General features: G+C 53.2%; 11 protein-coding genes. 2 read left to right on the forward strand and 9 right to left on the reverse strand.

The features are described from left to right. Positions 1-465: 465 nt before the first annotated feature. Together Q8K39_RS17300 and Q8K39_RS17305 are read right to left on the reverse strand one after the other, a co-directional pair. Complete coding sequence (locus tag Q8K39_RS17300; protein ID WP_305262130.1) at positions 466-2,454, reverse strand: alkyl/aryl-sulfatase; 1,989 nt, start codon at positions 2,452-2,454, stop codon at positions 466-468. A 14-nt stretch (positions 2,455-2,468) separates the two neighbouring features. Beyond that, positions 2,469-4,088: a GMC family oxidoreductase gene (locus tag Q8K39_RS17305; protein WP_305262132.1), complete on the reverse strand. Its 1,620-nt coding sequence runs from the start codon at positions 4,086-4,088 to the stop codon at positions 2,469-2,471. Positions 4,089-4,222: 134 nt separating this feature from the next. Here Q8K39_RS17305 and Q8K39_RS17310 point away from each other — a divergent pair, with 134 nt between their 5' ends. Further along, positions 4,223-5,134 (forward strand): LysR family transcriptional regulator, encoded by a 912-nt coding sequence (locus Q8K39_RS17310; RefSeq protein ID WP_305262133.1) that lies wholly within the window; start codon positions 4,223-4,225, stop codon positions 5,132-5,134. Here Q8K39_RS17310 and Q8K39_RS17315 read toward each other — a convergent pair. The 6 genes from Q8K39_RS17315 to Q8K39_RS17340 are packed head-to-tail and all read right to left on the reverse strand — an operon-like array spanning position 5,100 to position 11,762. Beyond that, entirely contained in the window at positions 5,100-6,065 is a 966-nt protein-coding gene (locus tag Q8K39_RS17315; RefSeq protein WP_305262135.1) for a haloalkane dehalogenase, read from the reverse strand. The two genes, Q8K39_RS17310 and Q8K39_RS17315, sit on opposite strands and share 35 nt — an antisense overlap. 25 nt (positions 6,066-6,090) lie before the next feature. Beyond that, positions 6,091-7,167 (reverse strand): MBL fold metallo-hydrolase, encoded by a 1,077-nt coding sequence (locus Q8K39_RS17320; protein ID WP_305262137.1) that lies wholly within the window; start codon positions 7,165-7,167, stop codon positions 6,091-6,093. Then, a complete protein-coding gene (locus tag Q8K39_RS17325) occupies positions 7,164-8,981 on the reverse strand; it encodes an arylsulfatase (protein WP_305262140.1) in 1,818 nt (605 codons plus the stop codon). Before Q8K39_RS17325 ends, Q8K39_RS17320 begins: the two co-directional genes overlap by 4 nt. Before the next feature lie 2 nt (positions 8,982-8,983). Continuing rightward, entirely contained in the window at positions 8,984-9,250 is a 267-nt protein-coding gene (locus tag Q8K39_RS17330) for a hypothetical protein (RefSeq protein WP_305262142.1), read from the reverse strand. Then, positions 9,244-10,578, reverse strand: coding sequence for a DsbA family protein (locus Q8K39_RS17335; RefSeq protein WP_305262144.1), 1,335 nt, complete (start codon positions 10,576-10,578; stop codon positions 9,244-9,246). Before Q8K39_RS17335 ends, Q8K39_RS17330 begins: the two co-directional genes overlap by 7 nt. 8 nt (positions 10,579-10,586) lie before the next feature. Beyond that, entirely contained in the window at positions 10,587-11,762 is a 1,176-nt protein-coding gene (locus tag Q8K39_RS17340) for a transporter (protein WP_305262145.1), read from the reverse strand. A 226-nt stretch (positions 11,763-11,988) separates the two neighbouring features. Here Q8K39_RS17340 and Q8K39_RS17345 point away from each other — a divergent pair, with 226 nt between their 5' ends. After that, positions 11,989-12,618 (forward strand): TetR/AcrR family transcriptional regulator, encoded by a 630-nt coding sequence (locus Q8K39_RS17345; RefSeq protein WP_305262147.1) that lies wholly within the window; start codon positions 11,989-11,991, stop codon positions 12,616-12,618. An 18-nt stretch (positions 12,619-12,636) separates the two neighbouring features. On the opposite strand, the gene Q8K39_RS17350 is transcribed toward Q8K39_RS17345, so the two are convergent. After that, positions 12,637-13,521 carry a hypothetical protein gene (locus Q8K39_RS17350; RefSeq protein ID WP_305262148.1) on the reverse strand — a complete coding sequence of 295 codons (885 nt, stop codon included), beginning with the start codon at positions 13,519-13,521 and terminating at the stop codon, positions 12,637-12,639. Between the last annotated feature and the right edge of the window lie 108 nt (positions 13,522-13,629).

The following is a 13,629-nucleotide window of genomic DNA, read 5'->3' on the forward strand; positions in this document are numbered from 1 at the left end:
ATAGTGGGCAAAAATGAGCAAAAACCCCATCAATGGCCTGATGGGGGGCGCGAAAAATAGCTTGAACGACGCTTTTATCAATTGAGTGCGCTACTTGGAGTTTCGTCCATCGAAAATTGATGCTTATTCAGCGTAGCCCTAAGGAGTATAGCTCGTCGCAGGCTTCTTTCGCGGGTGCCCACGTAAGTCCTTTTTCCATTGAGTCCAGAAGAACGTAACCACCTGTCCACAAAGTCTTTGCAACGGTTTTATTTTCTTTGGCGCGTGCAGTTATTGTAGAACTTTGGATGTTATGAATTTGTTCATATGCGATATCGACTGAGATCATTGCTTTTGCTCCTTTTGATGCAGGAATCTAGCACACATGGCGTCATTTCATCCCATAATCGTGACAAGTTGCATTTTCAAATAGCAAGATATCCAAAAAGCTGCTTGCGAGGCAGCTTTTTGCTGGTATAACAGAAATTACTTCGTCACAATCGCAAACGTCCCCGCCGCCTTGTCGATCAGACCAAAGAAGCGCACCAGGTCTATCTTGCTGCCATCCACCTTCAAGTCATCACTGAACAGCGTATCTTTGACGCCAGCCGTCCCGGCCATCATCTTGATGAAGATGGGTTTGGTCAGTGTCAGCGTGGCATTGGCGTCTTTGACAGGTTCGGCTTTCTTGTGATGCAGTACGGCGTTTTCTATCCATAGTACGTAGGATTCTTTGGTGTCGGTCAGGACCAGGTTGAGCTTGTAGTCTTTGCCTTCGGCATCGGGTCCATTCAGGCCGGCGGCCATGGCTTCGAGGAAGCGGTCTATCGGGGTTTGGCTCAGCATGTCTATCATGGCTGCGCGGTTGACGCCTTTGGCGGGTGGGCCGTTGCGCAGTTCGTTGGCGGCGGTCAGGTAGCTGTTGCGCCAGGTGGATGCTTCTGCCGCGTAGCCCATTTGTTCGTAGGTGCGGGCCAGTAATTCCTTGGCGTTCTTGTTATTGCTGTCGGTGAAAACAACGTGGTTCAGCAGTTCTGCGGTCCAGCGATAATCGCCTTTGTCGAAAGAGGTTTGTGCGGCGGCGATGGCCTTGTCTGCGCCGCCCAGCAAGTCTACATAGCGTTTGGCAGATTCTTGTGGTGGCAGGCGATTCAGATTGGCGGGATTGCCGTCATAAGCGCCTAAGTAAAACTGATAGACGGCTTTGACATTGTGGCGCAGGTCGCCATAGTAGCCGCGTGCGCCGAAATAGCTTTCCAGTGATTTGGGCAGCTTGATCTTGTCGGCAATTTCATAGGGTGTATAACCGGCATTGATGAGACGCACGGTCTGGTCATGGGTATATTTGTAGACATCGCGCTGTTTGGTGATGAATTCTGCGATGCGTGGTTTGCCCCAGACTGGCCAGTTGTGCTGGCCAAAATAGACTTCGGCATCGGCACTCTGTTCCAGCGCCTGTTCGAGGTAGCTGCCCCAGCGCTGGGCATCGCGGGCTTTGGCACCGCGTACAGGCAAGAGATTGTGCATGGTTTGCGCGAGTATCTCGGCACCGGCATAGGCTTTTTTATCGGGGATGCTGAAGGTCAGTTCTGAGGGCGCTTCTGCGCCTGGCACATTGTGGAAAACAAAATTGATGCCGTCCAGTGTTAGCTCTTGTGTTGGCTTGATGATGAGCTGGTTGGGTTCGAGCACGCCTATGCTGCCATAGGCGACACCCTTACCCAAGCCGGTATCAACCAGGCCCTTGGGCGAGCGTTCCAGGTCTTTGCCAAACTGGTAGCCAGAGCGTCTGGCCATGGCTGTGCCTACCAGGATGTTTTCGCTGGTGGCTTCTTCCATGAAACCATCGGGGGCGATGACGGGGATTTTCTTGCTTGCTACTTCTTCTGGCGTGATGACGCCGAGGGCTCCACCAAAATGATCAGCATGGCTATGGGTGAAGACGACAGCAACCACAGGCTTGTCACCCAAATGCTTGCGGGCAAAGGTGATGGCACTAGCCGCACTTTCTTTGGCAGTCAGCGGGTCGACGATGATCCAGCCTGTCTTGCCTTCGATGATAGTCATATTGGCGATATCAAAACCGCGTAATTGATAGATACCATCGGTGACTTTGAACAGGCCGATTTGCGCGTTGAGCTTGGCATGCCGCCACAGGCTGGGGTTGACGGTGGACGGGGCTGCACCTTCTATGAATTTCCATGCATCGAAATCGATCAACACTTCACCTGATGGACCAAGGATTTTGCCTTCTGGTTTGGCGATGAGACCACGTTTGGCATTTTCAAAATCCTGCTGGTCATCCAGTGCCAGACTTTGTGCGATGTCGGCATTGGCTTTGACGGTGGTGGCCGTGGCATCACCCATGGCAGTGTTGCCCGGTTTTTGGCTACAGGCGGTCAGTAGCATGGCTGCCGTGGCTGCCAAAGTCAGAGCCACAGTTTTTTTGAGGCAAAGGTGCTGAGGTGTTTTCATATCGTCTCCAGTGTCTATAAATTATCAACCCTGATCATATCGGCTGCTTTTTCTGCAATCATGATAGTTGGTGCATTGGTATTGCCGCCTATCAGTGTGGGCATGATGGAGGCATCTACGACGCGCAAGCCTTGCATGCCCATTACCCGCAGACGCTCATCGACGACAGCCATGGAATCTGTGGCCTGACCCATCTTGCAAGTGCCTGCTGGGTGGTACTGGGTATCTGCCCTTTGCCTGATATCTTGCTGCAAGCCTGCGATATCATCTGCCTGGGTGGGGTAGAGCATGGCGCCGCGCATGTGATCGAATACGCTGGATGCAAATAGCTTATGCTGGAATTGCGCGCCGCGCACCAGTAAATCGAGATCGCGCTCATCGCTTAAAAAACGCGGGTCGATGACAGGGGATGCATGCGGGTCTTTGCTGGCCAGACTGACCGTACCATGGCTGTGTGGGCGCAAGACATCAATGTGGCTGGAGATGCCATGGCCCAGATGCGGTTTGCGCGCATGGTCATCGACCAGAGCAATGACGAAGACAATTTGCAAGTCAGGTACGCTTAGGCTGGGGGCGGATCGCAGAAACGCACCGGCTTCGGCATAAGTGCTGGTGACCATGCCAGTGCGATGTTGCCGCCATTCCCACATGGCCTTGCTCATTTTTGTCATACCACTGAGCGACAAGCCAAAGGTAGCGTCTTTGGCGGCGCTGCCTTTGCTCCGCCAGCTTTGTACATAGTCGATATGGTCTTGCAGATTCTTGCCTACACCAGGCAAGTCGTGCACAAGCTGGATGCCTTGCTTTTGCAATTCGCTGGCCTGGCCTATGCCGGACAGCAGCAGGAGTTGTGGCGAGCCAAAGGCACCGCCAGACAAGATGACTTCACGACGGGCGCGTATTTGTTTCAGTTCACCGGCCTGATGGTATTCAATCCCGACAGCGCGTTTGCCCTCGAACAGGATGCGGGCAGCGACAGCATGGGTGACGACGTGCAGATTGGGACGCGCCAGATTCGGTGTCAGGTAAGCCTTGGCAGCGCTGCAGCGCTCGCCATTTTTATGGGTAACCTGGTAAAGAAAAGCGCCTTCCTGCTGCTCGCCATTGTAGTCCTGGTTTTGTGGCAAACCGCATTCAGATGCGGCCTGGATGAACAGGTGGTTGATCTCGCTTTGATGACGCGGGTAGCAGACATTCAGCGGTCCACCCTGACCGTGGTAGCTATTCTGTATATCTTCATTATGTTCGGCGCGTTTGAAGTAGGGTAATACCTCATCATAGGCCCAGCCTGTATTGCCGAGGGCAGCCCAATGATCATAGTCCCGCCGGTGACCGCGTACATAGAGCATGGCATTGATGGAGCTGGAGCCACCCAGGGTCTTGCCGCGTGGCTGATAGCCGCAACGGCCATTCAAGCCCGCTTGCGGCACGGTCTGGTAGCCATAGTTATGGTATTTGGTTGGTACGATGGCGGCCACACCTGCAGGCGCATGGATCAGCACGCTCTTGTCCGGACCTCCTGCTTCGAGCAAGGCCAGACTGATGTTGGGGTCTTCAGTCAGCCTGGCTGCGAGCACGCAACCGGCTGAGCCACTGCCTACGACGATGTAGTCGAATTCATGGGGTTTTGACATTTCTTGTCTCCTGATGTTATCGAGTGTAAGAGGCTAATTTTTTGGTGTCCAATGCATTCTTGGGCTAGAATCAATGCAGTGTATGCATGGATTGATGGTTGTTTTTGCATCCTTTATTGACAGGAAGGGATACCGTGGAATTGAAACGTCTCAGGCACGTCGTTGCGGTGGCAGATGAAAAGAATTTTGCCCGTGCGGCAGAGCGTGTGCATTTGTCGCAATCTGCTTTGAGTCGCAGCGTACAAGCAGCGGAAACCGAGCTGGGTGTGCAATTGTTTGACCGTGGCACGACCGAGGTGACGGCTACCCCTGCTGGCAATTTTTTCATAGAACGCGCCCGCAAGCTCTTGTTTGACAGCCGTTGCCTGCAAAGAGATATAGAGCTGTACCGCAGCAAGCAGATAGGTGACCTGGCCATAGGTGTAGGGCCTTTTCCGGCGGCGACACTGTTGCCCATGCTGATGCCTGAATTGAGGCAACACTTTGCGGGTGTCAATTTGCGCGTTGAAGTCAATAACTGGGAATATCTGGCCGAGCATTTGCGCAATGAAGAACTGGATTTCTTTGTGGCTGACACCCGTGACCTTCCGCCCGGCCAGGACCTGGACATCAACTTGCTGGCACGCCAGCGCGGTGGTTTTTTTGTACGTGCGCATCATCCTTTATTGAGCAAGCCGCGCAGCCTGCCTGCCGATATTTTGCAATACGGCCTGGCATCGGTACGCTTACCGCAAGCCATACGCAAGGCGCTGGCGCAATTGCTGGGTTTGCCCGTTAATGCGAACTTGCCTATCGCACTGGAATGCGATGATGTGCTGACACTCAAACGCGCTGCACTGGAATCTGACACCATACTGGCCGCCATCAATGCAGCCGTGGCAGATGAAATCCGGCGCGGGCAAATTGTGCCGCTGGTGATAGAGGGCATACCGACCATGCATTCAGAATTGGGCATCGTTTCTTTGCGGGGGCGCAGTCATTCACCAGTGGCGCAGTTTGTGATAGGCAGGTTCAAAGAGTTGGCTGACTCGCATGCGCAACAGTAGCGGCGTCATGAGTCCCGCCGCCAGTCTCACGCACAAACCTGACTATCGCCGCCGCGACTTCTTCGCCTTTGTCTTCCTGCAAAAAATGTCCGGCATTGCGGGTAATCGCATGCGGTTGGCCTTGTGCACCTGGCACCAGTTCTTGCCAGGCTTTATATCCGCCACGGGTGACCGGGTCGCGGTTGCTGAACAGGGTCAGGAAAGGTTTATCCCAGCGCTTGAAAACTTCCCAGGCGTGCTCATTGCGTTGCCGTTCGGGGTCATCTGGTGTGGTTGGTACAAAACCGGGGAATAAGCGGGCAGCGATGCGGTAGGCGCGGCCAGGGAAAGGCGCATCGTAGGCGGCAATTTCTGCTTTGCTTAAACCATGTACACAACCACTCTTGACGATGCGGCCTATGGGGAACCAAGGGCTATAGCGTGAAAATGCCCGCCAGATTTTAAATGCTTTGGGAACGGCCATCGTACCGGTAGGCAGGGCACCATTGGCCAGCACGATGCGCTCAAAACGCTCAGGCTCTTCTGCTGCCATGCGCAGGCCAATGAGAGAACCCCAGTCCTGGCAAAATAAGGTCAGGCCACGCAAGTCATTGGCGACCAGCCAGGCCTTCATCCACGACACATGATTGAGGTAGGAATAATCTTTCCTGCTTGCCGGTTTATCCGAGCGGCCAAAGCCAACCAGGTCAGGCGCAATGACGCGAAAACCCGCTGCCAGCAAGACCGGGATCATCTTGCGGTATAAATACGACCAGGTTGGCTCTCCATGCATGAGCAGGATGGGCGTGGCTTCGCGCGGGCCTTCATCAATGCAGGCGATGCGCAAGCCACCTATCTCGCTATAACGTGGCTGGTAAGGGAAGTCAGTGATGTGGGCAAATCGATGTTCGGGGGTGCGCAAGAATTTTTCTACGACAGGTAGTGCTGACATGCTGAACCTCAGTGATGAAAAACGATTAGAAGCGTTTGCTGAAAACAATCTGTTTGCTATTCGCGGGCATGCTGACAAAATCTCCGTCAACACCGACCCTGATTTTGCCTTGATAGATATTGCCTGCTTCCCCCAGAAAAGCTGCTTCCATCCCCGGCAAGGGCAAGGGAGGGGCGATATGGTTCAATAGCAAGGCTCCCACGTTGGCATCCCGCGCGATTTCAGCGGCTTGCTCAGGTGTGGTGTGATAATTGGTGATGTCATTGAAGATTTTTTTCAAATGCACCTTGCCAGCCTTGTCAGCCGCTTTTTCCAGCAAGTTGGTCAGAGGAACAGACAAGGCTTCATGCAGCAACAAGTCCACGTTCCTGGCTTGTGCTTGCACGGTTGCAGACTTGATGGTGTCGCCGCTGATGAGCAAGCTGCGGCCTTTATAGTTGATGCGATAACCCACTGCTGGGTGGATAGGGCCATGTTCCACTGTGAAGGCGATGATTTCCAGGTCGGCATCCTTGATCAGTGTCACAGTGCCCTGTGCCGGTGGCGCGAAACTTTTAACCATGCCACCAAAGCCACTGGGCGGCATGGTCGCTTCACCATGGTGGGCCACGCGGTAGCCCTGGTCCGGTTTATAGGCTTGCATGATGCCCTGCACCACAGTCTCAACGCCTTTGGGGCCATACACAGGAACCGGGTTCTGATTACTGGCAGATACCCAGCGCTGCAATAAAAATTCCCCCATGCCATCGATATGGTCAGAATGAAAATGCGTGAGGAAGACAGCATCAACTTGCCCTGGACTAAAACCCATCTTGCCCAGATTGCGTACCGTGCCGCTGCCCACGTCAAAGATGAATTGGCGTTGTCCGGCGATGACCAGAGTGCAGGGGCCGGAACGTTTGTCGTCTGGAAAGGGCGAACCCGCTCCACATAAACCAACATGCAAGCCATCGGGCAATTCTGCCAGGGGATTGGCATTCAGTCGCTGGGCTATCATTCTCTCAGCGATTGCCAGGCTGATGGGGGTACGCAGCAAGTACAGACCAAAGACCAGCAAGACCAGGATACTTAGTGTGATGATAAAAAAACGCTGGCTTTTCATGGCTTGGCCTTGTTCAGGGTTGTGTGGCGTCGGCGCATCAGCAGATAGCCCGCCGTGACCAGACCCAGCAAGAGCAGGATGGCTGGATATTTAAAGCGCGGGATATATACATGCACCATCGCATTGGTGAATACCTGCTGGGTAGGCTCGTAACCTTCGGGCATAGGTAATACCCCATTATCTTTGGCGTATTGCGCATAGGCAGTCTGCATGCTGGAAAACACCTCTGGCAGGCTGGTTTGCAGGTCCCGGGTTTCGCCAGGGTCAAGCTGGATATCATATAAATGCCAGCGGCCATCACCGACAGGTGGCAGGTTTTTCACCAGCTTGTAGTCGCCCCTGAACAAGGCCTGGTTGCCAGATAATTCATAGCCTATGTTTTCATCGGTCGGGTGGACCCTGTCTTTGCCATCAAACAGCACCGGGATCAGGCTGCTGCCGCGCATGGTTTCTACAGGCTTGCCCTGGTAACTGCCATTTGGTCTGGGGGTGTTCGCCAGTTCCAGTATCGTCGGCGCTATATCAATGATGTGGGTAAAGCTCTGGTGAATGCGGTTTTGCTGCATGCCCTTGCCAGCGATGATCAGCGGTACGCGTATGCCACCTTCACCGGCATAGAATTTATAGGTACTCAGAGGCGAGGCGGCAGCGCTGCTCCAGCTTGGGCCTATGATGCTGTAGGCTCCCTTGTCGCCGAGTTTGTTGATATCGCTGTTGTAGTACATGTCCAGCCACAGGCGTGCACTGAGCATGGCATATGGGTCGGATGCTTCTGCACCATTGTCTGACATGAACATGAAGATGGTATTGTCATACTGGCCGCTTTGCTTCAATGCCGCAATCAGCCGTCCTACGTGGTAGTCCATGGCTTCTGCCATGCCTGCATACACTTCCATGCGCCTTGCCTGGTAGGCTTGCTCGGCGGGTGTCAGCGCATCCCAGTCTTTGGTGGTGGACATGGTGACCATGGGTGTGTCTTTGGGCAGCAGGCCCAGTGCAATCGCACGGTCGCGCCTGGCCTGGCGCAAGGCTGTCCAGCCGTCTTTATATTTACCCTTGTACTTGTCGATGAATGAACGCGGGGCCTGCAAGGGAATATGATTGGCCTGGAAGGCGACATAGGCAAAGAAGGGCTGTGCCTGTTTGCCAGCCTGTTCATCAGTGCGGATGTAGTTGATCATCCGGTCCACATAATATTCTGAAGAGTAAAACTCCTTGGGCATGCTGGCTTCCTTGCCATCCTCATACCAGTAAACCTTGTCAGTCAGGTCGAGATAGCGTTTGCCGGTTTCCCAGTTATCCGAGCCACTGTCGCCCTGGATGATGGAGCGCTCAAAACCACGCTGATCTGGCAGATTGTGTGGCTCCTTGCCGACATGCCATTTTCCTGCGACATAGGTGCGATAGCCTGCATCTTTCAACAAGCTGGCAACAGTCACGACGCGGTCATTCAGGACACTCAGGTAACCTGGCTTGCCCTCATGTTCCAGGGGAATGGTTTCGCGCATATTGCCGACACCATTGAGATGATTGTCCACCCCGGTCAGTAGCATGGAGCGGGTAGGGGAGCACGAGGCGCTGACATGAAAGTTGGAAAAGCGCGTGCCTTGTTTGGCAAGTGCATCCAGATTGGGGGTGGCGATTTCACTGCCATAGGCACCCACATCACTAAAGCCCCAGTCGTCAGCCAGCAAGACCACGATATTGGGTCTGGAGGGTTTGCCTGCGCTGCCAGGTGGGGACGGCGGCAATTCGCTGGCCTGGGCAAAATGGCTGGCAAGGAAAATCAGGGCGAGCAAGCGAGTGACGCGCATGCTTATTCCTTGACGGATTTTAGTTTCAACAGCGGCTGCCAATGCAGCAGGCCAAACAGGATTGTCAGCAGCAGACTCATCCACAAGGGGCCACGATACTTGCCCAGATGCTTGAACACGGCTACGGCCTCCAGTGCATGAATGATCAGCAAGAGCCCGGCCAGATTGATGCACGCTCCTGTATAGGCCGGGGGCAGCAAGCCTGCCAGCGCAGCAAGAGCCAGTACATAGATCAGCAGGCAGGATAGTTTGAGGATATTAGTCAGCATGTTTGGCCTTGTTTGGATAATTGTTCGTCGGAATCTGCCATTTTTTGCAGGAGATTGGCGATGACCCATAAGCGATCTTGCCCCCAGACTGCAGCGCCAGCGCAATAAAACGAGGGTACGCCCCACAGGCCCAGGGCGAACATCGCTTCCCGGTTGATCTCAGCAGTGTTGCGCCAGGTTTCATCATGCAGCGCCAGTTGGACATCTGCCCAGGGCAGGCCCGCCCGCTCGGCGATTTTGCGCAAACCGCGATCGCTGCCAGCATCGAGCCCCTCGGCCCAGACGCCGCGCATAAAAGACAATATATAGTCTTGCCCTCGTCCCAGGCTTTCAGCCAGTGGTATCAGGGCAAGGCCTCGTTCTGTAGGGCGGCCTACCGGGTCGTTCAAGCGACCAAAAGGAATATGGCGGACATGGGCTTCGCGTGCGGTATCCATGGCGATGTAGCGTCTTTTGTTGGCAGGCACTGGCAAGCCGCGCATCACCATCGGAAGGAGGAAACGCAAGTTGATTTTCGTTCCCGTTAGCTGGCACAGTTTGAATACCCGCTCGACAACGATGGCTGAATAGGGGCTACGCAAGGAAAAGAAAAAATCGATTTCCGGCGGCTGCGCAATACTGAGCGGCCCGGTCAGATCTGTGGGGGGCGGATACAGGTAGCCCAGATCGCTGCCCAGTTCATCTTGCAGTCTTTGTTCCAGGTGATAGAGTCTGTCTACACCCCAGTACCATTCTCCCTCATACCAGAAACAGGCACCCAGGTAATGGCCCCTTGCCTTTCTCAGAGCATTTGCGCACTGCATATCTGCTACCGTTGATTCTTCTGTAGCAGGGGAGAATTTCAGCGTCACTGCTGCGAGTTCTGTGATCGCATGTGCTGCGCTCCACAGAGCGGCACTGATGCTGTCCGCAAGCTGCATGAATTGTCCGGCATGGATGGCCGCCACCAGCAAGCGGTTTGCCATGCTGATGTTTTCTGCTGAAGGTTGTTGTGAGAAGTCGGTAAATGGAAAACCAAAATGCCGCGCCAGCAGTTGCGCGTCCTGACGGCTATAGGCTTGCAATTTATCGCGTTCAGGTGCCGCCGCTTGCTCCGGCGGGCTGACCACGTAAGGCAGAATTTCCAATGGATACTTTTGCTGCATGGCGCCCAGGCTATGTGCCGCTAATACGCTATAGGGATCATCTGCCTGATGGAAATAATGAAGCTGCCTTGCCGTGCCGCTGCGCACTCGTGCCTTCAAGGCCCGTTCGCGCAACTGAAGCAGTCGCGAACGACCCAGCATGTGCTGGGTAATCACAGGCATCAACAGGCTTTTGATGGACATGCGCCGTGCTACCAGGCTTTGATGAAGCGCAACTGCAAGGTACGCGATACCAGGGCATTACTACCGCCAAAACTCTGGCTATAGTGCAGATTGAAACCTGCCTCCTTCCCTGGCAGCTTATAGGATATAAATGGTCCTGCGGCATAACTCTTGTAACGATTACCTCCTGCAGGTGCACCTGTGCCACTGTCATCGGTTACCTGGTTGATGGCCAGTACGTTCGAGCCGAATGCCCAATTACCCGAAACCTTGATGATACCGGCTTCGGCATAAACAAAATTGCCACTGCGATAATTGGTATCCTTGTTGGTACTGTTCATGCCAAATGACAGACGGCCTGCAATGGTAACGCCGCTATCCCAGACTTCGCTGCCATGATTGGGATTGAGAGAGTAACTGACAGCCACACCGGGACGCAAAGTGTAAAAATTACCAAAGCCGGGGTTGGGGCCCCTATCCTTATTGTAGTTGCCGGTAGGCACAAATAAGGAAACACCAGCGGCGATCTTCAGACGGTCTTGCTGTTTGATCCAAACCATGGACAGCTCGGTATCGCCCATGCCTGAAGTATCTGCATTCTGGCTGGCCAGGGTGCTGGCGACAGCTGCCTGTACCTGTGCATTGGCTGCCGCCGCCACGCCGTTGATTGCACCGCGCAAAGCGGCTGGCAAGGCAGGGTTGGGCGTAGGGCTGACTGTGCCAGCCGGGCTCACAGCCGTAAATGTGCGGCTTTGCTTGATCAGGGGGATATTCATGGCAAAGGCAATATGCCCGTCGCCATACGTGCTTTGCGTCAGGTAACCGGCCAGGATATTGATCTGGGTTTGTGGTTGGTCAAATCCTATGGCTGCGGCAGGTACATTGAGTGTATATGTGCCATCTGGTACCGCACCCTTGGTCAGGGTGCCTGTGGGGAGCGGCAGGCTGCGGGCGGGCAGGCTGATATCATTGCCATCGCCATCGACGACTTTATAGATACTGGTAGTGGAAAGTGCCGCTGTGCCAAAAAAGCCGGGGTTTTCTATCGAAGCGGCCATCTCACCGCCAAACACGCCGACCGGGGATTGCCTGAGTTTATAGCCTTCGCCAGCCATGGCTGTCATGGTGCAGCAGGCCAGTGCCACGCCACTCAAGGCTTGGCCCAGTTGCAAAACAGGCCGCATCACATTGTGTTTATGTTCCATGTTTGTCTCCGTTATTTGAATGGGCTCTGCGGCCTGTTGTTTTATAGTCTCTCAATACATATGTGTACTGATAATGCTAATGTAGAGTCCGGTGGCGCAACTTGTCAAGAATTAAAATACACAAGTGTATGGATTTTGTCAGCTTGTTGTGGCCGCGTCGTGCTCGACTTAAAATGCTGACTTTGCAAGCGCTGATCTGTATCAGGGTAGACGAACAAGGGAAGATATGAAAGCAGCACCAAAAACAAGAAAAACCTCGGAAGGTCCCAGACTCAGCCGTGAAGACTGGATCGATGCCGCCTTCAAGGCAGTGGTCGATGGCGGCTTTGATAATGTCAGGGTGCTGGTGCTGGCAGACAAGCTGGGCGTGACGCGCGGCAGCTTTTACTGGCATTTTGCGGACCATGCAGAGTTGGTCAGCGATCTGCTCAAGCAATGGCGCGATTACCAGCGTGAACAAGACCGCATCGCCCGCAGTGAAATTGACCCAGACCCACAAAAAGATCTGGAACGACTCATCGAAATTGCTTTGCGCCACGGCGGCAAAGACCTGGAATACATGCGCTTTGAACTGGCACTGCGTGGCTATGGCAGGCGTGATGCCGAGGTCGCCAAGATGCTGGTTGACGTGGATCAGGAGCGTATGGACATGGTCAAAGAAAAATACATGCGTCTGACCAATAATGATGCGCAAAAATCACAGGAACTCGCATCCCTGTTTTACCTCGCCATCGTCGGCAGCTACCAGGCCCTCAGCCGCCCGGTCAACCCGCCGATGATCAGGGAGTATCTGAAAAGCATCATTGCCAATTACCTGGTGCAGGAGCAGCGGCTGGACAATGCTAAAAAGAAGTAAGGAAATTCGGCAGTTTTTTTAATGGAACAAAGATAAAGATGGCATGTGATTTTGAGCATGATTTCTCAAAAAATTGATGATGGGCACATAATTTTCATAGTCACAATCAAGCAGCGCTAGGCAGGCATCGAAATGTCCTAAATTTCGGGCTATCTCTGCCTTTAACAAGCGCTCGTCAATATTCGTTTCGTCCAAAATTGCAGATAGCTTATTCAGATTTAACCTTGTTTCCTCATTTAATAACCATTCTGACGGGACAACGCTTTGGCGATATTGATCATTGTCTCTTTGCATGATCATCTTGCGCAGAAACTTTTCTTGTTCTATGTCGAGTAATGATGCGCTCTCTTGCAGAATTTCCCGGTACTTTTTTGCTGTGCTGATTCTCACGGGAGGCAGGGCTTTGAGCCACTCTTCTGGAAAGTCTTTTTGTACAGGAACGATATGTTCGATTACGACGTAAGGGACGTTTAAAGCTTGCAGTCTCTTCCTTGCATAGTCGTAGGCTTCGTCCCGATCAAATAAAGGGTTCAAATGAATATCGGGGCGATCAACGATGGCTTTCGCTTCTGCAAATGAGCACTTGGAAATTTCACGCACAATTTTCATTAACAATACAGTGCTGACATTGACGGTAGGAATCCATACTTCATATTCGGTTCGTGTGTCAGTATGGAATGTGAAGCTATCTGCCATTCCTAATTCATGCAGATGCTCACGCCAAATTACCTTGCCGCAACTTGGACACAGGCCTACACATTCATTGTCGGTGACGTGAAAAATTTCGTCATATCCATCCGTCCAGTAAGCTCCAAAAGAAACAAAGCGAGAAGACAGGGTAATGTATCTAAGCAATTGCGTACAAGTATCGCAGTTTTTTATCAGGTAGGGGCCGGGAGTCATGTTAAAAGGGAATACATTTTTTTCTGTAACGATATGGTCAAAGCTGCGTCCTTTGTGGCGCGGATTTTAGCTCAGTATTGCATAGTTATTTGCAATTTGAAAATGATG

This window comes from Undibacterium sp., assembly GCF_030683615.1.
Classification (GTDB): domain Bacteria; phylum Pseudomonadota; class Gammaproteobacteria; order Burkholderiales; family Burkholderiaceae_D; genus Undibacterium; species Undibacterium umbellatum.

Excerpts from the sequence above, each read along its gene's own strand:
- Q8K39_RS17300 (WP_305262130.1), bottom strand. The coding sequence starts at position 2,454 with ATGAAAACACCTCAGCACCTTTGCCTCAAAAAAACTGTGGCTCTGACT.
- Q8K39_RS17305 (WP_305262132.1), bottom strand. The coding sequence starts at position 4,088 with ATGTCAAAACCCCATGAATTCGACTACATCGTCGTAGGCAGTGGCTCA.
- Q8K39_RS17315 (WP_305262135.1), bottom strand. The coding sequence starts at position 6,065 with ATGTCAGCACTACCTGTCGTAGAAAAATTCTTGCGCACCCCCGAACAT.
- Q8K39_RS17320 (WP_305262137.1), bottom strand. The coding sequence starts at position 7,167 with ATGAAAAGCCAGCGTTTTTTTATCATCACACTAAGTATCCTGGTCTTG.
- Q8K39_RS17325 (WP_305262140.1), bottom strand. The coding sequence starts at position 8,981 with ATGCGCGTCACTCGCTTGCTCGCCCTGATTTTCCTTGCCAGCCATTTT.
- Q8K39_RS17330 (WP_305262142.1), bottom strand. The coding sequence starts at position 9,250 with ATGCTGACTAATATCCTCAAACTATCCTGCCTGCTGATCTATGTACTG.
- Q8K39_RS17335 (WP_305262144.1), bottom strand. The coding sequence starts at position 10,578 with ATGTCCATCAAAAGCCTGTTGATGCCTGTGATTACCCAGCACATGCTG.
- Q8K39_RS17340 (WP_305262145.1), bottom strand. The coding sequence starts at position 11,762 with ATGGAACATAAACACAATGTGATGCGGCCTGTTTTGCAACTGGGCCAA.
- Q8K39_RS17345 (WP_305262147.1), top strand. The coding sequence starts at position 11,989 with ATGAAAGCAGCACCAAAAACAAGAAAAACCTCGGAAGGTCCCAGACTC.
- Q8K39_RS17350 (WP_305262148.1), bottom strand. The coding sequence starts at position 13,521 with ATGACTCCCGGCCCCTACCTGATAAAAAACTGCGATACTTGTACGCAA.